18 protein-coding genes are annotated in these 20,875 nt (G+C 63.7%); 8 read left to right on the top strand and 10 right to left on the bottom strand.

Annotation, left to right across the window (positions count from 1 at the left end; all coding sequences use genetic code 11):
• Window positions 1-55 precede the first annotated feature (55 nt).
• From CN311_RS23010 to CN311_RS23000, 3 genes are all read right to left on the bottom strand, one after another.
• Entirely contained in the window at window positions 56-1,054 is a 999-nt protein-coding gene (locus CN311_RS23010) for an ABC transporter ATP-binding protein (protein WP_097575988.1), read from the bottom strand.
• Window positions 1,055-1,250: 196 nt separating this feature from the next.
• On the bottom strand, window positions 1,251-2,405 hold the full coding sequence (locus CN311_RS23005) for an ABC transporter substrate-binding protein (RefSeq protein ID WP_097575987.1): 1,155 nt from the start codon (window positions 2,403-2,405) through the stop codon (window positions 1,251-1,253).
• Window positions 2,406-2,532: 127 nt separating this feature from the next.
• The gene (locus tag CN311_RS23000; protein ID WP_097575986.1) at window positions 2,533-3,459 is read right to left on the bottom strand and encodes a LysR family transcriptional regulator; all 927 of its coding nucleotides are present in this window, start codon (window positions 3,457-3,459) and stop codon (window positions 2,533-2,535) included.
• Window positions 3,460-3,548: 89 nt separating this feature from the next.
• Between CN311_RS23000 and CN311_RS22995 the strand changes: the two genes are divergently transcribed.
• Window positions 3,549-3,998, top strand: coding sequence for an RrF2 family transcriptional regulator (locus CN311_RS22995; RefSeq protein WP_097575985.1), 450 nt, complete (start codon window positions 3,549-3,551; stop codon window positions 3,996-3,998).
• The gene (locus CN311_RS22990) at window positions 3,988-4,905 is read left to right on the top strand and encodes an NAD(P)/FAD-dependent oxidoreductase (RefSeq protein ID WP_097575984.1); all 918 of its coding nucleotides are present in this window, start codon (window positions 3,988-3,990) and stop codon (window positions 4,903-4,905) included. The genes CN311_RS22995 and CN311_RS22990 overlap by 11 nt, the downstream gene beginning before the upstream one ends.
• Here the strand turns inward: CN311_RS22990 and CN311_RS22985 are convergent.
• Window positions 4,902-5,678, bottom strand: coding sequence for a DeoR/GlpR family DNA-binding transcription regulator (locus CN311_RS22985; RefSeq protein WP_097575983.1), 777 nt, complete (start codon window positions 5,676-5,678; stop codon window positions 4,902-4,904). The two genes, CN311_RS22990 and CN311_RS22985, sit on opposite strands and share 4 nt — an antisense overlap.
• 429 nt (window positions 5,679-6,107) lie before the next feature.
• On the opposite strand from CN311_RS22985, the gene CN311_RS22980 reads away from it, so the two are divergent.
• The gene (locus CN311_RS22980) at window positions 6,108-6,995 is read left to right on the top strand and encodes a phosphotransferase family protein (protein ID WP_097575982.1); all 888 of its coding nucleotides are present in this window, start codon (window positions 6,108-6,110) and stop codon (window positions 6,993-6,995) included.
• On the top strand, window positions 6,992-9,445 hold the full coding sequence (locus tag CN311_RS22975) for a GcvT family protein (RefSeq protein ID WP_097575981.1): 2,454 nt from the start codon (window positions 6,992-6,994) through the stop codon (window positions 9,443-9,445). The genes CN311_RS22980 and CN311_RS22975 overlap by 4 nt, the downstream gene beginning before the upstream one ends.
• 2 nt (window positions 9,446-9,447) lie before the next feature.
• On the opposite strand, the gene CN311_RS22970 is transcribed toward CN311_RS22975, so the two are convergent.
• Entirely contained in the window at window positions 9,448-10,080 is a 633-nt protein-coding gene (locus tag CN311_RS22970; protein ID WP_097575990.1) for a class I SAM-dependent DNA methyltransferase, read from the bottom strand.
• Window positions 10,081-10,195: 115 nt separating this feature from the next.
• On the opposite strand from CN311_RS22970, the gene CN311_RS22965 reads away from it, so the two are divergent.
• Window positions 10,196-11,098 (top strand): phosphotransferase family protein, encoded by a 903-nt coding sequence (locus tag CN311_RS22965; protein WP_097575980.1) that lies wholly within the window; start codon window positions 10,196-10,198, stop codon window positions 11,096-11,098.
• A gap of 18 nt (window positions 11,099-11,116) precedes the next feature.
• Here the strand turns inward: CN311_RS22965 and CN311_RS22960 are convergent, their stop codons facing one another.
• From CN311_RS22960 to CN311_RS22950, 3 genes are all read right to left on the bottom strand, one after another.
• The gene (locus tag CN311_RS22960; RefSeq protein ID WP_097575979.1) at window positions 11,117-12,040 is read right to left on the bottom strand and encodes a DMT family transporter; all 924 of its coding nucleotides are present in this window, start codon (window positions 12,038-12,040) and stop codon (window positions 11,117-11,119) included.
• A 175-nt stretch (window positions 12,041-12,215) separates the two neighbouring features.
• Window positions 12,216-12,470, bottom strand: a complete 255-nt coding sequence (locus CN311_RS22955) for a hypothetical protein (protein ID WP_097575978.1) — start codon at window positions 12,468-12,470, stop codon at window positions 12,216-12,218.
• Window positions 12,471-12,591: 121 nt separating this feature from the next.
• On the bottom strand, window positions 12,592-13,875 hold the full coding sequence (locus CN311_RS22950; RefSeq protein WP_097575977.1) for an amidohydrolase family protein: 1,284 nt from the start codon (window positions 13,873-13,875) through the stop codon (window positions 12,592-12,594).
• 178 nt (window positions 13,876-14,053) lie between these two features.
• Here CN311_RS22950 and CN311_RS22945 point away from each other — a divergent pair, with 178 nt between their 5' ends.
• Window positions 14,054-15,808 carry an ABC transporter ATP-binding protein gene (locus tag CN311_RS22945; protein ID WP_097575989.1) on the top strand — a complete coding sequence of 585 codons (1,755 nt, stop codon included), beginning with the start codon at window positions 14,054-14,056 and terminating at the stop codon, window positions 15,806-15,808.
• Window positions 15,809-15,965: 157 nt separating this feature from the next.
• On the opposite strand, the gene ilvD is transcribed toward CN311_RS22945, so the two are convergent.
• Window positions 15,966-17,810 carry a dihydroxy-acid dehydratase gene (gene ilvD / locus CN311_RS22940; RefSeq protein ID WP_097575976.1) on the bottom strand — a complete coding sequence of 615 codons (1,845 nt, stop codon included), beginning with the start codon at window positions 17,808-17,810 and terminating at the stop codon, window positions 15,966-15,968.
• Between the two features lie 256 nt (window positions 17,811-18,066).
• Here ilvD and CN311_RS22935 point away from each other — a divergent pair, with 256 nt between their 5' ends.
• Complete coding sequence (locus tag CN311_RS22935; protein ID WP_097575975.1) at window positions 18,067-18,537, top strand: VOC family protein; 471 nt, start codon at window positions 18,067-18,069, stop codon at window positions 18,535-18,537.
• Between the two features lie 52 nt (window positions 18,538-18,589).
• Here CN311_RS22935 and CN311_RS22930 read toward each other — a convergent pair whose 3' ends face one another.
• Window positions 18,590-20,182: a peptide chain release factor 3 gene (locus CN311_RS22930; protein WP_097575974.1), complete on the bottom strand. Its 1,593-nt coding sequence runs from the start codon at window positions 20,180-20,182 to the stop codon at window positions 18,590-18,592.
• A gap of 141 nt (window positions 20,183-20,323) precedes the next feature.
• On the opposite strand from CN311_RS22930, the gene CN311_RS22925 reads away from it, so the two are divergent.
• Window positions 20,324-20,875 (top strand): NAD(P)/FAD-dependent oxidoreductase (locus tag CN311_RS22925; protein ID WP_133117240.1); only part of this gene is annotated, 552 nt, incomplete at its 3' end.

Here is a 20,875-nt window from a genome sequence, read left to right as displayed (position 1 = left end):
CAGAGGGGGGCGCCGTAGAGCGCTTCGTCTGACCTATTGGCCACGCCCGCCCCGATCATGCCGGCTCGTCCATCAGGTGCAAGTGCTCGCGGTTGAAGGTGAGCACGACTGCCTCGCCTTCCCTGGGCAATTTTGCACCAGCCGGCACGATGGCGTGCAGCCTCAGCCCATCGGCGTCGAGCGCCAGTCTTGTCGTGGCGCCGAGATAGTTGGTCGAGACCAGGCGCGCAGCGACGCCGTCGCCTTTGGCCGCGCGGCCGATACGGATGGATTCGGGGCGCAGGCTGCCCCAGCGGTGCTGGCCGGAATAACGCTGGACGAAATCCGGCGGCAGGACATTGGAGGAGCCGACGAAATCGGCGACAAAGCGGGTCTTCGGGCGCTGGTAGATGTCTTCCGGCGTGCCGATCTGCATGATCCTGCCTTCATTGAAGACGGCGACCCGGTCGGCCATCGACAGGGCCTCGCCCTGGTCATGGGTGACGAAGACGAAGGTGATGCCGAGCGCCTTCTGCAGCGACTTCAGCTCTTCCTGCATGTTCTCGCGCAGCTTGAGGTCGAGTGCCCCGAGCGGCTCGTCGAGCAAAAGCACCTTGGGCTGGTTGACCAGTGCACGCGCAAGCGCGACGCGCTGACGCTGGCCGCCAGAGAGCTGGCCCGGTCGACGCGCGCCATAGCCGGGAAGCCTGACCAGCGACAGCGCCTCCTCCGCCGCCTTGTGCCGCTCGGGCTTGCTGACGCCCTTGACCATCAGCCCATAGGCGACGTTGTCGAGCACGTTGAGATGCGGGAACAGCGCATAATCCTGGAACACGGTGTTGACGTTTCGGCGATAGGGCGGGACGCCCTCGGCGCGCTCGCCGAAGATCGAGATCGAGCCCGCTGTCAGCTGCTCGAAGCCGGCGATCAGGCGCAGGCAGGTCGTCTTGCCGGAGCCCGAGGGGCCGAGCATGGCGAAGAACTCGCCGGGCACGATGTCGAGATCGACCGCGTCGACAGCGCGTACGCTGCCGAAATGGCGCGAGACTTTCTGGAAGGAAACGGCGGAGGTCATGGGCTGTCCTGATCTGTCAGGCTCGTCAAGTTCGGGCGACGGTGCTGCCCCTCATCCGCCTACCGGCACCTTCTCCCCGTATAGTGACGGGGAGAAGGGGGCTGGCTGCAACGCTGGCGATCCCCCTCTCCCCGTTCTTCACGGGGAGAGGGTAAGGGTGAGGGGCAGCGCCGAGCTTAGCAAAGTAAGGCGAAAATCACCGCCCGCCGATGACGCCGATATAGTCCGACACCCAGCGGTAATAGGGCACGCACTGGTTGTTCTGGCTGGCGCATTTGGTCACCGGTGTCTTCCAGAACTTGATCTTGTCGAAATTGTCGTAGCCATTGGTCTTGCAGCCCTCGTCACCGAGCAATTCGTTGCCCTTGCAGGCGGCCGGCACCACGGGCAGCGAGCCGAACCAGGCGGAGACATCGCCCTGCACCTTGGGCGAGAGCGAATGCTCCAGCCACATATAGGCGCAGTTCGGGTGGGCCGCGTCCGCCTCCATCATGGTGGTGTCGGCCCAGCCGGTGACACCTTCCTCGGGAACGGTCGAAGAGACCGGCTTCTTGGCGGCGACCAGCGTGTTGACTTGGTAGGGCCACGAGCCCGAGGCAACGACGCCTTCGTTCTGGAAGTCGTCGACCTGGATGGCGGCGTCATGCCAGTAGCGGCCGACCAGCGTGCGCTGGACGCGCAGCAAATCGAGCGCCGCCTTGTACTGGTCCTCAGTCAGCTCGTAGGGATCCTTGATGCCGAGCTCCGGCTTGTGGAACATCAGATAGTTGGCGGCGTCGGCAATGTGGATCGGACCGTCATACGCCTGGACGCGGCCCTTGTTCGATTTGCCGTCGGGCAGGTTCATCTCCTCGAAGACGACGTTCCAGCTCTTCGGCGCTTCCTTGAAGACTTCTGTGTTGTACATCAGCACGTTCGGTCCCCACTGGTAGGGAACGCCGTAGTGGGCGCCGTCGACCGTGAACCAGGGCGCGTCCTTCAGCCGGTCGTCGACGGTCTTCCAGCTCGGAACGAGATCGGTGTTGATCGGCTGAACGCGCTTGCCGGCCACGAGACGCAACGAGGCGTCGCCCGACGCCGTGACAAGGTCGAAGCCGCCCTCGTTCATCAGCGAGACCATCTCGTCGGACGTGTTGGCGGTCTTGACGTTGACCTTGCAGCCGCTTTCCTTCTCGAAGGACGTCACCCAGTCGTAGCCCTTGTCGGTTTCGCCGCGTTCGATATAGCCCGGCCATGCGACGATGTTGACCTCGCCTTCGCCCTTGCCGAGTTCCTTGACCTGGGCGATGGCCTGGCCGGAGAAGGTTAACGCGACCGTCAGTGCAGTGCATGACTTCAGGAATGAATTCATTGTCGATCTCCCGTTTGAAAAGCCGCACTGTTGATGGCGGCTTTGGTTCCCTGGGAGAAAAGTGCTGCGAAAATCCCGGTTTCGCAAATTCATTTATCAGAAGGCCGATATCGGTTTTACCGATAGATTACCGGCCGATCTTGTCCGGCCGCTGACGGATCATGCGCTGCGACTGGGCGAGCCCGACAAAGTCGCGTGCGGCCTGCGGCAGGCCGGAGCCCCGGCGCCAGACCATGCCGACCTGGACGACCGGCAAGGCGCCGGAAATATCGCGCGATTCGATGCGATCGCCTTCCAGCGACCAGGGCCGGTAGACGAGGTCGGGCAGCAGCGCAACGCCGGCCCCGGTAGCGACAAGGCTTCGTACCGCTTCGACCGAACGGGTGCGGAAAGCGACATGCGGCTTGGCGCCGATCGCGGCCAGCAATTTTCCGGTATTTTCCTCGATCTCGTCGACGGTGAGCATGATCAGCGGTTCCGAGACGATATCACTAACGCCGATGATGTCGGCGCTGGCCAGCTTATGGCTGAGCGGCACCCAAAGACGATAGGCCGAGACTTCGAGGATTTCCGACTGCAGGGCGGTGCGGTCGCGCAAGTTCGAGATGACCATGACGGCGATGTCGAGCTTGCCGCCGATCAGCAGGTGTTCGAGATAATCGCCATTGTCCTCGATGGCCGACACCTCGACGCCCGGATAGGCGCGGCGGTAGCGGGCGAGAAGGTCCGACAGCACATAGCCGGCGACCAGCGAAGTGACCCCGAGCTGCAGGCGGCCGCCGGCCACGACCTGCTCGCCGAAGAAGGCGCGGCGCGCATCGGAAACGTCGGCCAGGATCTTGGTCGCGTGGCGCAGGAACTGGTGGCCCTTGTGGGTGATGTTGAGGCCGCGCGGGTGGCGCTCGAACAATTCGACGCCGAGATCGCTTTCCAGCTCCTTGATGGCCTCGGTGACCGACGATTGCGAAATCGACAGGTTCTGGGCGGCGCCCGAAACGGTGCCTTGCTCGGCGACGGCGATGAAGAACTGCAACTGGCGGATGGTGAAGGCCATGGCCGGACTAAACACGGCACAGGCCACGCTGGGAAGTGGGTCGATGGCGAAGCCTTGACGGTCGCAAGATTCGTAACTAATTAAGTTACATGAAACGGAACAGCAGACTTTCCTCTACCTTGCACATTCTCGTCCACATGGTCGAGACAAGGGAGCACGCGCTGACCTCCGAGCAGCTCGCCGCCTTCATCCATACGAACCCGGTCGTCGTTCGCCGGACCATCGCCGGTCTGCGCGACGCGGGCATCGTCACATCGTCACGCGGCCATGGCGGCGGCTGGCAGCTTGGCCGAGCGCCGGAAACAATTTCGCTGGCCGAGATCAGCGCTGCCCTCGGCGAAACCCTGCTGCCATTCAGCAGCGAGCCGGAAAGCCCCGGCTGCCTTGTCGAGCAGGCAGTGATCGCGGTGCTCGATGATTTTCGCGTCGAGGCCGAAAGGCTGCTGGCGGAAAAGCTTAGCCGCATCACGCTTGCCGACCTCGCCGCCGATTTCCGCCGTCGTTACGAACTGATTGGAGTGACCAACCATGCAGTATGATCTGCCAACCACGCAGTATGATCTGATTGTCGTCGGCGGCAGCTTTGCCGGTCTGTCGGCCGCCATCCAGGCGGCGCGGGCGCGGCGCAATGTCCTGGTGATCGATGCAGGCCGGCCGCGCAACCGTTTCGCGGAGCATTCGCATGGCTTCCTGGGACAGGATGGACGCGCGCCCGGCGCAATACTGGACGACGCAAGGCAGCAACTGCTGGCCTATCCGACGGCCAAGGTTACCGCCGGATTGGCGGACAAGGCCGCTGCCGCCGGCTCCGGCTTCGAGATCACCACGGATCGCGGCGAAACATTCGGCGCGGCGCGACTGGTGCTTGCCACCGGCGTGCGCGATGTCCTGCCTGATGTTCCCGGGCTTGCCGAGCAATGGGGCAAGAGCGTGCTGCACTGTCCCTATTGCCACGGCTTCGAGGTGGCAGGCGGACCACTTGGCGTGCTCGCAACCGGCCCGATGGCCATGCATCAGGCGCAGTTGATCGCCGACTGGGGCGATGTCACGCTGTTCGCCAACGGCCTGTTCGAGCCTGACGCGGAGCAGGCGCACGCCTTGGAAGGGCGCAAGGTGAGGCTTGAACCAGCCGGCGTGGCCGAACTTCAGAAAGATGGCGCCGGCGGATTGATCGTGCGCCTTGACGACAGCCGTCAGGTCGGCGTCAAGGCGATGTTCACCGCGCCGCGCAACACCATGGCGAGCCCGCTTGCCAAACAGCTTGGCTGTGCTTTCACGGAAGGTCTTCTCGGTCCGGTAATCACCGTCGATGACAGGCAGCGCACGACAGTCTCCGGTGTCTATGCCGCAGGAGACGCGGCACGATCGATGCACAACATCGCCTTCGCCGTATCTAGCGGTGCCTTCGCGGGCGTATGCGCGCACCAATCGATGGTTTTTGATTAAGACCCGGTTTCCCCGCCTGCGATGCTCAGCCGCGCGCCGGACTGGGCGAGGGCGGCGGCGATGTCGCGCGGCGGCTGCCGGTCGGTGGCGAGCTCGGAAAAGCCGTTGAAACCGCAGACCTGGACGAGACCCTGACGGCCGAACTTGGTGTGGTCGGTGATGACCAGCGAACGCTGGCCGCGCGACAGCACCATGCGGGCGAATTCGGCTTCCTCCAGATCGTAATCCATGACGCCCGTGACGGCATCGACGGCGCCGGTGGAGATCACCGCGTGGCTGACGGAAAAACGGCTGACGAATTCGATGGCCGAGACGCCGAAGGCCGCACCCGAATCGCTGCGCAACTCACCACCGGCCATGTAGACCTTGTTGCCGTTGACGGTGGCCAGTGTGCGGGCGATGTCGGAGGAGTTGGTGACGACCGTCAACCGCCGGTGGCCGAGCAATTCGCGCGCCAGGAAAGACGTTGTGGTGCCGGTGTCGAGCATGATCGATTCGCCGTCACGGATGGTCGTCGCGACCATGCGCGCGATCGTCCGCTTGGCATCGGCATTTTCGCGCATGCGTCGCTCGAACGGCGCCTCGCCGACCATGGACGACAGGCCTACCGCGCCATGCATCTTCAGGATGGAGCCGTCATTGGTAAGCGGCTTGACGTCGCGGCGCACGGTTTCCAGCGAGACGCCCAGCCGGTCGGCCAGGCTAGCGATGGTGACGGTGCCCTCCTCCTGCAGGAGACGCAGTATCTGACCATGCCGCTTCGAATGAACCATCAGGATTTTCCGCTCGCGTTGCTGACTGCTTTTACGGCAAATATGCCCATATCCACAAGAATTTCGAACTTATTCGGGCAATAAGGCATAAAAAGTCACAGATTCTTGTTGACAGGCCGGACCAGATGGCGCGAGATTGTCGTTGTGACAGGCTCGTAACCGCTGCGGGAGAACGATGGCCGAGCCGCACAGAAATTCGCCTTTCCGAACGCCTGCAGAGCGTCCGGCACAGCGGAAATGGAGTTTTGGGAATCCGCGGGGGCGGACGCCGGCGTCGAAGAACCCGGCAAAGGGGCTCGTCGGTGCGGTGCGGGATACCAATCCTGGCATCCCGCACCGACGAGATTTTCACGTTGTTCCCTATCGCCGGCTGCCATCTTCAGGTCAGCCGTGGCCTTGTTGAACCCTTGCCAAACGCGGGATGAATCCTTGACTGCCGAAGACCGCATCCGCGCCCTGCCCTGCTGGACCGGCATGATCGAGATTGCGCCACTGCCGGGCGGCCTGAGCAACGCCAACTATCTGGTCAAGGACGCGGCCGGGCGGCATGTCGTGCGTATCGGCCAGGATTTTCCGTTCCACCACGTCTTTCGCGAGCGCGAGGTGATGACGGCGCGCGCGGCGCAGGCCGCCGGCTTCGGGCCGGCCGTACGCTATGACGAGCCCGGCATCGTGGTGACGGAATTTCTCGGCGCCAAGGCCTATGTCGCCGAAGATGTGCGGGCCAATATCGGCCGCGTCGCCACCCTGATGCGCGGCTTTCACCGCGAAATGCCCAACCATGTCTCGGGCGCCGGCTTCATGTTCTGGGTGTTCCACGTCATCCGCGACTATGCGCGCACGCTGGAGGAAGGCGGCAGCCGCAAGCTGAACGACCTGCCGCGCTTTCTGACTTTGGCGGACGAACTGGAACGGGCGCAGAAACTGCTGCCGATCGTCTTCGGCCACAATGATCTTTTGCCAGCCAATATCCTCGACGATGGCCACAGATTGTGGCTGATCGATTTCGAATATGCCGGCTTCAACACGGCGATGTTCGACCTTGCCGGGGCCGCCTCCAATGCCGGCATGAGCGACGAGGAATCCTTCGCCTTCTTAACCGCCTATTTCATGAAGGAGCCGGACGAGGCGATCCGCCGCTCGCACGCGGCCATGCAATGCGCGTCGCTGCTGCGCGAGGCGATGTGGAGCATGGTTTCCGAACTTTATCTCGATGCACCCGGCATCGATTACGTCGCTTATACCGACGAAAACCTGGAGCGGCTGGACGCCGCGCTGGAGAACTACAGAACAAAATACGGGATGCGGACATCATGACCTTGCCCAGCCATGCCGAGGTCGTCGTCATCGGCGGCGGCATTATCGGCTGTTCGACGGCCTATCATCTGGCGCGTGACCATAAGGCCGATGTCGTGCTTTTGGAGCAGGGCAAGCTGACCTCCGGCTCGACCTGGCACGCCGCCGGGCTGGTCGGCCAGTTGCGCTCGTCGGCCTCGATCACGCGCGTGCTCAAATATTCGGTCGATCTCTACAAGGGGCTGGAGGCCGAAACCGGGCTGGCCACCGGCTGGAAGATGACCGGGTGCCTCAGGCTCGCAACCAATGCCGACCGCTGGACCGAATACAAGAGGTTGGCGACGACAGCGAAAAGCTTCGGCATGGACATGCAGTTGCTGTCGCCGGCCGAGGTCAAGACGATGTGGCCGCTCCTGGAAACGGGCGATCTCGTCGGCGCCTCGTGGTTGCCGACCGACGGCCAGGCAAGCCCTTCCGACATCACCCAGTCGCTGGCCAAGGGCGCACGCATGCATGGCGCCAGGCTGTTCGAGAACGTCCGCGTCACCGGCTTCGAGATGAAGGACGGCCGCATCGTCGTGGTGAAAACAACCGAGGGCGACATCGCCTGCGACAAGGTGGTGAACTGCGCCGGGCAATGGGCACGGCAGGTGGGAGCGCTGGCCGGCATTAACGTGCCGCTGCAGCCGGTGAAACACCAGTACATCATCACCGAGAATATCGAGGGACTGGCGACCGATGCACCGACCATCCGCGACCCGGACCGCCGCACCTATTTCAAGGAGGAGGTCGGCGGGCTGGTGATGGGCGGCTATGAGCCGAACCCGCAGGCCTGGACGACCGGCCTGCCCGGCGGCGACGTGCCCGATGACTGGGAGTTCCGGCTGTTCGATGACGACTACGATCATTTCGAGCAGCATATGAACCAGGCGATCGCCCGGATTCCCGCGCTGGAAAACGCCGGCGTCAAGCAGATGATCAACGGGCCGGAGAGCTTCACGCCTGATGGCAATTTCATCCTCGGCGTTGCGCCCGAATGCGCCAACATGTTCGTCGGCGCCGGCTTCAACGCCTTCGGCATCGCGTCCGGCGGCGGCGCCGGCTGGGTGCTGGCGCAATGGGTGGTCGACGGCGAAGCGCCGCTCGATCTGTGGGTGGTCGACATCAGGCGTTTCTCGGGCCTGCACCGCGACCGGCAATGGGTCCGCGACCGCACGCTGGAAGCCTATGGCAAGCACTACACGATCGGCTTCCCGCACGAGGAATATCTATCGGGACGGCCGCTCATCGTCTCACCGCTTTATGAGCGGCTGCAAGAGCATCGCGCGGTGTTCGGCTCGAAGCTCGGCTGGGAGCGGCCGAACTGGTTCGCGCCCAAAGGCGTCGGGCCTGAGGATGTCTATTCGATGGGCCGGCAGAACTGGTTCTCAGCCGTCGGCGACGAGCACCGGCATGTGCGCGAAAGCGTCGGCATCTTCGACCAGTCGTCCTTCGCCAAATACGAGATGTGCGGCGCGGATGCGCAGAAGGCGCTGGACTGGATCTGCGCCAACGACGTCGCCAAGCCAGTCGGCCGGCTGACCTACACGCAGCTTCTCAACACGCGCGGCGGCATCGAGGCCGACCTGACGGTGGCGCGGCTGGGCGAAGAGAAATTCTACATCGTCACCGGCACCGGTTTCCGCATGCACGATTTCTCCTGGATCGGCGACCATGTCGGCAAGGAGCTCGACGTCCGGCTCACCGATGTCACCGAGGATTTCGGTACGCTGTCGCTGATGGGGCCTCGCGCCCGCGAGGTGCTGGCCGCGGTGACCGAGGCGGATGTGTCGAACACTGGCTTCCCGTTCGGCCATGCGCGCGAGATTGCTGTCGCCGGCCATACGATCCGGGCGCTGCGCGTCACCTATGTCGGCGAACTCGGCTGGGAGCTGCATGTGCCGATCGCGGCGGCGGGCGAGGTCTTCGATGCACTGATGGCGGCTGGCAAAACGCACGATATCCGCCCGGTCGGCTACCGGGCGCTGGAATCATTGCGGCTGGAAAAGGGCTACCGGGCCTGGGGCGCCGATATCACACCCAATGACACGCCTGAAGAAGCCGGCCTTGGCTGGGCGGTGAAGCTCCGAAAGAACACGGATTTCGTCGGCCGGCGGGCGCTTGAAAAGATCAGCGGTGCGGCGCTGAAAAAACGCTTTGCCGGCTTCACGGTCGACAACCCGGAAACCGTGTTGCTCGGACGCGAGACGATCCTGCGCAACGGCGAGCCCGTGGGTTATCTCACCAGCGGCGGCTATGGCTACACGGTTGGCAAGAACATCGGCTATGGCTATGTGCGCAATGCCGACGGCGTCAGCGACGATTTCCTCACATCCGGCGTCTACGAACTGGTGGTGGCGATGGAGCGGACACCGGCACGGATTCACCTTCAGTCGCTTTACGATCCAGCCGGAGACAGGGTCAAAGCGTAGCTTCACCTCACGCGCAGAACGAGGCCGCGGCTGGGCACGGTATCCGCCTCGCCCGGCATCGAGACATAGGGCGGCGTTTCCTCGGCGCGCGTTATGACGCCCTTCGCCTCGAGCTCGGCGATCCGCCCGGCAAATCCTGCATCCCACAGCGTGTTCTTGACCGTCAGCACGATGATGCCACCCGGCCGGCAAATGCGGATCAGTTCATCCAGGCCCTCGACACCGACATGGCCCGAGGTGAAGACGCCGGCCGATACGATCCCGGCATAGGCACCGTCGGCGAAAGGCAGCGGCCCGCCGAGTGCCAGGCAATGCAGCGCCGAATAGACGCCCTTGCGCGTGGCCTGAGCCAGCATGCCGGCGGAGATGTCGAGCGCCTCGACCCGTGGATAGCCCGTGATGGCAAGCCATTCGCCGATGAGGCCGGTGCCGGCCCCGGCATCCAGCAGCGGTGCCGCGCCGCGCGGCAGATGGCGGGCCAGCAAGGCAAGGCAGATGGTGGGATGGCGATAACCGGCCGCCGACATGTCGGCGTCGTAAGTGTCGGACCAACTGTCATAGAGGGCCGCCACATCCTCGGGGCGCTTGGCCGCATAGGCCGCGGCGAGCGGGCCTTTGTTCTTCTTGTCCGTCATCCCGGTCCCGTCCGCCGACTCGTGGCTCATACGCCATCCGAATGATAGCCAAATGGCGAAAATTGTGGAACCGTCGCCGCGAGAAAATAACAAAGTGTGAATAGGGGGCGAAACGATGGAGGTTGACGAGGCGCGCGCGAGGCTTGCGACCATTCCGATGCTGGCCGGTTATGACGGACCGCTGGAACGCCTCGGCGGCCTCACCAATCTCGTCTTCAAGGCCGGAGATGCCTGCCTGCGCATCCCCGGCAGGGGCACAGAGGAGTACATCAACCGCGCCAATGAGGCGGTGGCGGCGCAGGAAGCCGCCAGGGCAGGCGTCAGCCCCGAGGTGCTGCATGTCGACGGCAAGACGGGCGTGATGGTGACGCGCTTCATCGCCGGCGCCGAAACGATGTCGCCGGAAAAGTTCAAGATCCGGCCGGGCAGCCCCGCGCGGGCCGGCGAGGCCTTCCGCACGCTGCATGCATCCGGCGCGGTGTTCCCTTTCCGCTTCGAGCTCTTCGCGATGATCGACGACTATCTCAAGGTGCTGTCGACCAAGGACGTCACCCTGCCGGAGGGTTACCACGACGTGGTGCGCGAGGCGGGGACGGTGCGCGCGGCGCTTGCCTCGCATCCCCTGCCGCTTGCGGCCTGCCATTGCGATCCCCTGTGCGAGAACTTTCTCGATACGGGCGAGCGGATGTGGATCGTCGACTGGGAGTATTCCGGCATGAACGATCCGCTTTGGGATCTCGGCGACCTCAGCGTCGAAGGTCAGTTCGACGCGGCGCAGGACGAAGAGATGATGCGCGCGTATTTCGGCGGCGAGCCGACCCCGGTGGAGCGCGGCCGTGTCGTCATCTACAAGGCGATGTGCGATCTCCTGTGGACGTTGTGGGGACTGATCCAGCTTGCCAACAACAATCCGGTCGACGATTTCCGCGCCTATGCCGACGGCCGTTTTTCGCGCTGCAAGGCGCTGATGGAGACGGCGGAGTTTTCGCGACACCTGGCGGCAGTGCGCGACGGCTAGCCATCGGAAATCCAGACCCTAGTTGACGCCCTTCGGCACGTTTTCGGGCGGCACCGTCGTGTCGACCACTTTCTGACGGTGGAAGATGAACAGGCCGGCCAGCACGATGACGGCCGAGCCGATCAGGATGCGGGGGCCGGGAACGTCGCCGAAGAAAACCAGCCCGAACACCACCGCCCACAAGAGCAGCGTGTAGTGCAGCGGCGCCAGCGTGGAGGCCGGCGCCAGTTTCAGCGCCCTGGTGATCATCAGATGCGCGCCGCAGGAGACGATGCCGAGCAGCAGCATGGCGCCGAAATCGAGCGCGGACGGCGTCTGCCAATTGCCGATGGTCAGCACCGCGCCGACCAGCAGCGTGCCGATGGTCTGCCAGGTGACGAGCGAGGTGTCGCTGGTGCCACGCAGCCGGCGGTTGAGGATGATGGCGAAGGCAAAGGAAATACTCCCGACCAGCGCAAAGATCGACGACAGGGAAAAAGCAGCCGACGATGGTTTCAGCATGATCAGCACGCCGCAGAAGCCGACCAGGATCGCTATCCAGCGGCGCCAGCCGACCTTTTCGCCGAGCAGAAGATGGGACAATGCCGCGACATAGATCGGCCCGGCCATGTAGAAGCTCATCACGTCGGCGAGCGGCAGATAGACAACGGCGGCGTAAAACAGCGCGGTGTCGAGCGTCGTCATCACGACGCGCAAAGCCTGCAGTTCAAGGCGCTCCATCCGGAACAGCCTGGCCGTACCTTGATGCGCGATCATCGGGCCGAGCACGAAAAAGGCGCCGACGGAACGGATCAGCACGACCTGGCCGACGGAGAAGCTGGCGACCAGCCATTTGCCCATCGCGTCGTTCAACGCAAACAGGAAATCACCGGCCAGCATCAGCAGAATGCCCGCCAGCAGCACGTTCCTGATCGTCGGATTCTGGACTATCGGCTGTGCCATGCCGTTATCAGTTCCTCCCGCACGTATCGCGTCGTAGACGCAAGCAGTCGGCTTGACGAGCGGAAATCGGGAAACTCGGCCGGACCAGAGCCGGAAATCGGCTGGGCCTATGATGCAGACCACCCACTGTGCGGCCTTTCGGCTTGTCCGACAGCGAACAGCCTGCTTCAGGTCCCTACTTTGGCCGCGGTCGGATGATGATCGGACGATAGATCACCGGCCTCTCCCACGGATCGAAGGCCGAGGCGCTTCGCAGTTCCGCGCGCCGATCGAGGTCTATGCGCTGCAGGCATTCGGCGAAAGCGTCGTTCTTCCTGGTGAAGCCATAGGACCGGCATTTCGCCTCATCGGCGGCGCGACGATCCTGCGCCGTCATGCAGCCCGCGCAGAGCAGTGCCAGCGCGGCCACCATCACAGTCCTTTGCCACATCGCGTAATCCTCGTCTCAACACACCTTAAAGTGGATTCTTATTGTAGACTTAATTGTGGCAAGCGAAGCGGAGAGCCTTGATGCAGAGAGGCCGGGTCTGTTGGGCCCCGCCAGGCCCGGCTCAATCGGCCGCCTTGTGCCGGCGGTTCACCTGCGCCGGCCGCCCGGCGATCGACAGCCGTGTCTCCTGCTTCGCCCGCTCCGCAACCACCTTGCCCCTGGCGATGACGCACAGACGTTCAGGGCGCAAGCGTATGGCCTCGACCGGATTGCCGGCGTCGAGGACAACGAGGCTGGCGCGCTTGCCGACGGCCAAACCGAGATGGTCCAAACCCATGATGGCGGCGTTGACATTGGTGACCATGTCGAAGCAGCGCGCCATGTCGGCCGGGCTCGACATCTGGGCGACATGCAGGCCCATGAAGGCGACGTCGAGCATGTCGGCGGTGCCGAGCGAATACCAGGGGTCGAGCACGCAATCCTGGCCCCAGCCGACACGGATGCCCATGGCCAGCATCTCCTTGACGCGGGTCAGGCCGCGGCGCTTGGGAAACGTGTCGTGGCGGCCCTGCAGCATGATGTTGATCAGCGGATTGGGGATCGCCGAGACGCCGGCCTCGGCGATCATCGGCAACAGCTTTGAGACGTAGTAATTGTCCATCGAATGCATGGAGGTGAGGTGCGAGCCGGCCACCCTGCCCTGCAAACCAAGGCGCTGCGTCTCATAGGCCAATTGTTCGATATGGCGCGACAGCGGGTCATCGGTCTCGTCGCAATGCAGGTCGACCATCAGCCCGCGCCTGGCGGCGATTTCGCACAGTTCCGTCACTGAGCGCGAACCGTCGGCCATGGTGCGCTCGAAATGCGGTATGCCGCCAACGATGTCGACGCCGAGATCAACCGCTCGGATGGTGTTGTCGCGCGCGGTCGGCGAGCGGTAGAATCCGTCCTGCGGAAAGGCGACCAGTTGCAGGTCGATATAGGGCGCGACCGTCTTCTTCACGTCGAGCAGGGCTTCGACCGCCAGCAGCCTGTCGTCGCAAACATCGACATGGGTGCGGATGGCGAGCAGGCCCATAGATACCGCCCAGTCGCAATAGGCGAGCGCGCGGTCGCGCACCGCCTCATGGGTCAATAGTGGCTTCAATTCGCCCCACAACGAAATGCCTTCCAGCAAGGTGCCCGAGGCATTGATGCGCGGGATGCCATAGGAGAGCGTGGCGTCCATATGGAAATGCGGATCGACGAAGGGCGCCGAGACCAGATTGCCACGCGCATCGACCGCCGTGCCCGCGGTTACGTTCAGTTCGGGCTCGATCGCCGCGATCGTCTCGCCGATGATGCCGATATCTGCAACGGTGCCATCGGGCAGTGTGCCGCCACGCACGATCAGGTCGAAATCCATCTGTCGTCATCCTCTCCAGGGGAATCACCGTGCCATCGTGGCGCAAAAGACAGCTTGCCGCAGCCGTTTGTTTCAACGGGAGTAGAAGGTTCCATCTGGACGCAACTCGCTCTATAAGCCGCCTTTCGCCCCCGTGGCGAATCCGAAATTCGTCTCAGCCAGGCATGGGATCAGCCATTTGTTTCGCTTCTTCCGTTCGACGGAAAACCAGCGCCTCATCGCAAGGCTGGTGAGGGAATCCTTCCACGAGCACAAATTTGGATATGGTGCCGCCATCCTATCGATGCTGGTGGTGGCCGCCATGACGGGCGCCAGCGCCTGGATCCTGCGCGAAATCACCAATGAGTTCGTGATCTATAAGAGGGTAGAGCGCGTCAACTGGATTGCCGCGGCGGTTGCCGGGATCTTCGTCGCCAAGGGCATCGCCAATTTCGTCCAGGCCTATTTCATGAGCCGGGTCGGCAACAGCATCATCGCCGAACGGCAACGCAAGATCTACGACCGTATCCTGGAGCAAGGCATCGAGTTCTACCATTCGACCTCGTCGTCCGACCTGATCACCCGCATGACCAACAACGCCCAGGCCGCACGCAGCGTGCTCGACCTCGTCGTCACATCCTATGTGCGCGACCTGCTGACCTTGCTTGTCCTGGTGGGGGTGATGGTCTGGCAGCAGCCGGCGCTGTCCCTGATCTGCTTCGTCGTGGGGCCCGTAGCCATCTACGGCGTCAACCGCATCCTGAAGCGCGTCCGCAAGATCGCCGCGCAGGAATTCCGCTCGCTCGGCCAGATCGTGCAGGTGATGCAGGAAACGGCAATCGGAGTGCGTGTCGTCAAATCCTTCGGTCTCGAAGGCGCGATGCGCAAGCGCATGTACAAGGCGGTGTCCGATGTCGAAAACCGCGCCAACAACATTGCCACGCTGGAGGCCGCCACCAGCCCGGTGATGGAAACGCTTGCCGGACTGGCGATCTCCGGCGCCATTCTGGTCAGCGGCCTTCTGGTCCTGCAGGGCGGTCAGATGCCAGGCAACATCATGGCCTTCATCGCGGCGCTGCTGCTTGCCTATGAACCGGCCAAGCGCCTGGCCCGCGTGCGCATCTCGCTGGAAACCGGCATCGTCGGCGTGCGCATGATGTTCCAGCTCGCCGACCGGCCGCTGACGCTGGCCGAAAAGCCGGACGCCAAGCCGCTGCGGCCGGGACCGGGCGAAATCCGTTTCGACAATGTCGGCTTTGCCTATCCGGAAAGCCCGCCGGTGTTCGACGGGCTCGACCTGACGCTTAAGGCCGGCAAGATGACGGCGCTGGTCGGACCATCGGGCGGCGGCAAGTCGACCATCCTCAACCTTATCATGCGCATGTACGACCCGCAGAGCGGCAAGGTGCTTTTCGATAGCCAGGACATCTCCCACGCAACCATCGCTTCGCTCAGGGAAAAGATCGCCTATGTCAGCCAGGACACGTTCCTGTTTGCCGGCACGATCATGCACAATATCCGGCTTGGGCGTCAGGACGCCACCGACGACGAGGTGATCGCCGCCGCCAGGGCGGCCAATGCGCATGACTTCATCACCGCCTTGGCAAAAGGCTATGAGACGGATGTTGGCGAGAACGGCGCGCTGCTTTCCGGCGGCCAGCGCCAGCGCATCTCGATCGCGCGCGCTATGCTGCGCAATGCCGAGATCCTGCTGCTCGACGAGGCGACCAGCGCGCTCGACGCCGAATCCGAGGCGCTGTTCCGCGACGCGCTGCAGCAACTGACGGTCGGGCGGACGACGATCGTCATCGCGCACCGGCTGTCGACCGTGCACCAGGCCGACACGATCGTGGTGCTGGAGGCCGGCAAGGTGGTGGAAAGCGGCCCGCATAAAACCTTGCTCAAGCAGGGCGGGCTTTACCAGAAACTTTATGAATATCAGCTGATGCCGTGACGGTGTTGTCGGATGTGGGAGCCATGCCCCTCATCCGGCCCTTCGGGCCACCTTCTCCCCGAGAGGCGAAGAGATCGTCAACGTCGGCGCCAGCCTCTTCTCCCCAGCGGGGAGAAGGTGGCCGCGACGCGGCCGGATGAGGGGGCCTGGCGCAACCTTACTCCGGCACGTGCCTCACAGCACCCTTGTCGGCACTGGTGGCGAAGGCGGCATAGGCGCGCAGGGCCGTCGTCACCTTGCGCTTGCGCTTTTCCTCAGGCTTCCAGGCAGCGGCGCCCTTCCCCTCCATCGTGATGCGGCGGGCAGCCAGTTCGGCGTCGTCGACCGCAAGACGGATGGTGCGGTTGGGGATGTCGATCTCGATCGTGTCGCCCTCCTGCACCAGTCCGATCAGCCCGCCTTCCGCCGCTTCCGGCGAGGCATGGCCGATGGACAGGCCTGACGTGCCGCCGGAGAAGCGGCCGTCGGTGACCAGCGCGCAGGCCTTCCCCAGGCCCTTCGACTTCAGATAGCTGGTCGGGTAGAGCATTTCCTGCATGCCGGGGCCGCCGCGCGGCCCCTCATAGCGGATGACGACGACATCGCCGGCCTTGATCTCGTTCGACAGGATCGCCTTGACGCTAGCGTCCTGGCTTTCGAACACACGCGCCGGGCCGGTGAATTTCAGGATCGACTCGTCGACGCCCGCGGTCTTCACGATGCAGCCGTCGAGCGCCAGATTGCCTTTCAGCACGGCAAGGCCGCCGTCTTTCGAGAAAGGCGTCTGCGCCGAACGGATGACACCCTTCTCCCGGTCGAGATCAAGCTCGTCCCAGCGGCGGTCCTGGCTGAAGGCGACCTGTGTCGGCACGCCGCCGGGAGCGGCGAGGAAGAAATCGCGGACATTCTGGCTGGTCGTGCGCGAAATGTCCCAATGGTCGAGCGCCTCGCCGAGGCTTGCCGTGTGCACGGTCGGCAGGTCGCGGTTGATCAGCCCGGCGCTATCGAGCTGGCCGAGGATCGCCATGATGCCGCCGGCGCGGTGGACGTCCTCCATATGGACGTCGGATTTTGCCGGCGCCACCTTGCACAGCACCGGGACACGCCGCGACAGCCGGTCGATGTCTTCCATGGTGAAATCGACCTCGCCTTCATGCGCGGCAGCCAATATGTGCAGCACGGTGTTGGTCGAGCCGCCCATGGCGATGTCGAGCGTCATGGCATTCTCGAAGGCGCCCTTGGAAGCGATGGAGCGCGGCAGCGCGGTTTCGTCGTCCTGCTCGTAATAGCGCTGGGCGAGATCGACGACCAGATGGCCGGCCTCGACGAACAGGCGCTTGCGATCGGCATGCGTCGCCAGCGTCGAACCATTGCCGGGCAGCGACAGGCCCAGCGCCTCGGTCAGGCAATTCATCGAATTGGCAGTGAACATGCCCGAGCAGGAGCCGCAGGTCGGGCAGGCCGAGCGCTCGATGACCTTGACGTCCTCATCGGAAATCTTGTCGTCGGCGGCAGCCACCATCGCGTCGACCAGATCGAGCGCCTGCGTCTTGCCGGCGAGCACCACCTTGCCGGCTTCCATCGGTCCGCCGGAGACGAAGACGGTCGGGATGTTGAGGCGCAGCGAGGCCATCAGCATGCCGGGCGTGATCTTGTCGCAGTTGGAGATGCAGACCATGGCGTCGGCGCAGTGCGCGTTGACCATGTATTCGACGGAGTCGGCGATCAGCTCGCGCGACGGCAGCGAATAGAGCATGCCGTCATGGCCCATGGCGATGCCGTCATCGACGGCGATGGTGTTGAATTCCTTGGCGACGCCGCCGGCCTTTTCGATCTCGCGCGCCACCAATTGCCCAAGGTCCTTGAGATGGACGTGGCCGGGCACGAACTGGGTGAAGGAATTGACCACGGCGATGATCGGCTTGCCGAAATCACTGTCCTTCATGCCTGTGGCGCGCCACAGGCCGCGGGCGCCGGCCATGTTGCGGCCATGAGTGGTGGTGCGGGAACGATAGGCGGGCATGAACTTTCCTTGGCTGGCTGGCTGCGCTCGATGCGGAGCGTAGCGTCGCTGAATTCGGACCGGAGGCGTTATAGACGCCGAAGCCTGGTCTGGCCACAATTTTGCAATGCGCCAGATTTTCCCAGGAAATTCGATGCCACTGTCGGATTGCGTGCCGCCCGGACGTCCTTGGGCAAACGGCAGGGCAAATGACGCCAAACGTCAAGCCAGGCCGTTTCCCTGCGATAGCCAACTGAAACAGCCCAAGGAGCAAGACATGCAAAAGATCACCACCTGCCTGTGGTTCGACGACCAGGCCGAAGAGGCGATGAATTTCTACATCTCCATCTTCAAGAATTCGAAGGTGCTGAGCGTGCTGCGTTGGCCCGAAGGCCACGCCGATGAAGGCAAAGTGCTGGTGACCACGTTTGAACTCGACGGTGTGCAGTTCCAGGCGCTCAACGGCGGACCGCAATTCAAGTTCAACGAGGCGATGTCACAGTCGATCGACTGCAAGACGCAGGAAGAGGTCGATTATTTCTGGGACAGACTCATCGAAGGCGGCGGCGAACCGTCGCAATGCAGCTGGCTGAAGGACAAATTCGGCATCTCCTGGCAAGTCGTGCCTGAGCAACTGCCGCGCCTGCTTCTGGATCCGGACCGGGCCAAGGCCGGCCGGGTGATGTCAGCGATGATGCAGATGAGCAAGATCGACATCGCCAAGATCGAAGCGGCGGCCAAAGGGTAATCTAGACGCAAGAGATGAGACGGCGCGCCATTGGATGGCGCGCCGTTCGTCTTCACGCCGCCTTGTCACGGACCTGATAATCCTTGACCGCTGCAAAGCGGATCGCCTTCCAGCGCTCGGCCTCGTAGTTGAGCGAGAAGGCGTGCTGGGCGAGGAACACCGGATCGTTGTCGAGGTCGCGGGCGATGTCGCCGCGATGCGCCTCGATGAAGCGCTGCACCTCGGCCTTGTCGCCGGCGGAGATCCAGCGGCAGACGGAAAAGCGCGACATCTCGAAATCGACTGGCAGCGTGTATTCGAAGTTCAGCCGCTCCTTCAGCACGTCGAGCTGCAGCGCGCCGACGACGCCGACGATTGCCGGCGAGCCGTCCTCCGGCGAAAATAGCTGCACGACGCCTTCCTCGGCCATCTGGTGCAGCGCTTCCTTCAACTTCTTGGCCTTCATCGCGTCGCCGAGGCGGACGCGGCGCAGGATTTCCGGGGCGAAGTTGGGCACGCCGCGGAACAGGATCTCCTCGCCTTCGGTCAGCGTGTCGCCGATGCGTAGCGTGCCGTGATTGGGGATGCCGACGACGTCGCCGGCAAAGGCCTCGTCGGCGGTGACGCGGGTGCGGGCGAAGAAGAATTGCGGCGCCGACAGGCTCATCGGCTTGCCCGTGCGCACGAGCTTGGCCTTCATGCCGCGCTCGAGCTTGCCCGAACAGACGCGCACGAAGGCGATGCGGTCGCGGTGGTTCGGATCCATGTTGGCCTGGATCTTGAACACGAAGGAGGTCATCTTCTCCTCCGTCGCCTCGACCCTGCGGGTGTCGGCCTCCTGCGCGCGCGGCGGCGGTCCGTAGGCGCCGAGCGCCTCGATCAGGTCACGCACGCCGTAATTGCGCAGCGCCGAGCCGAAATAGACCGGCGTCAGGTGACCTTCGCGGAAGGAATCGATATCGAGGGGTCTGCACGCTTCGCGCGCGAGTTCCAGTTCCTCTATGAAGGCCTCGCGCTCGTTTTCCGGCAGAAGACCGGCGACGCGGTTGGAATCGGGACCGTTGACCGGCGTGCGCTCCTTTTCGGCGTCACCCCTGCGCACGGCGTTCAGCGCCAGATGGTAGGTGCCGGCGAAGGTCTTGCCGCGGCCGATCGGCCAGGTGATCGGGGCTGTGTCGAGCGCCAGTTTCTGCTCGATCTCGTCGAGTATCTCGAACGGGTCGCGGCTTTCGCGGTCCATCTTGTTGACGAAAGTGATGATCGGGATGTCGCGCAGCCGGCAGACCTCGAACAGTTTCAGCGTGCGCGGCTCGATGCCCTTGGCGGCGTCGATGACCATGACGGCCGAGTCGACCGCCGAGAGCGTGCGATAGGTATCGTCGGCGAAATCCTCGTGGCCGGGCGTGTCGAGCAGGTTGAAGACATTGTCCTCATATTCGAAGGTCATCACCGAGGTGACCACCGAAATGCCGCGCTCGCGCTCGATCTTCATCCAGTCGGACCGGGTCTGGATGCGATCCTTCTTGGCCTTGACCTCGCCGGCAAGCTGGATGGCGCCACCGAACAGCAGCAGCTTTTCGGTCAGCGTTGTCTTGCCGGCGTCGGGGTGCGCGATGATCGCGAAAGTGCGGCGGCGCGATACCGCGTTTTCGATGTCTTCAGCCAATGTCTGGAATCCTGTCTGTGGCGCGGGCTTCTAGCAGCGCTTTTGTGGCCTGTCGACGGTTTTGGGCAAACAGGCCTTGGCCACACTTGAGATAGGCTCGCCGCAATGGCATCAGAAGACCCGGTTCTGCAGAGGTCCAGCATGAGCAAGAACATCATCGTCATCGGCGCCGGCATCGTCGGCGCCTCGATCGCCTGGCATCTGGCGAAGGCCGGGGCGGAGGTAACGGTGATTGCCGACAGCGCCGCCGGTGGCGTCGCCACGCCGAACTCCTTTGCCTGGATCAATGCCAGTTGGGGCAATCCGGAGATTTATTTCCGGCTGCGCACCCGTTCCATGGCCGAATGGTCGCGGCTGGCGCGGGACGTGCCCGGCCTGCCACTCGCCTGGTGCGGCGGCCTGTGCTGGGATCTGCCGGCGGCCAAGCTCGAGGCCTATGCCAGCGAGCATTCCGCCTGGGGCTATGGCATGGAGCGTGTCGACCGTGCGCGGGCAGCGCGCATCGAGCCAAATCTGGCAGAACTTCCGGATTTCGCTCTCTATGTACCTGGGGAAGGCGTCGCCGAACCCGTCGCCGCCACGCGCGCTCTGCTGACCGATGCCGAACGGCGCGGTGCCCGCATCCTGGCCGGGGCGGCTGTGACCGCGCTGGCGCAGACTAACGGCGGGGTCGTCGGGGTGGACACGTCTTCC

It is taken from the genome of Mesorhizobium sanjuanii (assembly GCF_002529485.1).
Taxonomy (GTDB): Bacteria; Pseudomonadota; Alphaproteobacteria; order Rhizobiales; family Rhizobiaceae; genus Mesorhizobium; species Mesorhizobium sanjuanii.
This window is presented reverse-complemented; position numbering and strand designations above follow the sequence as displayed.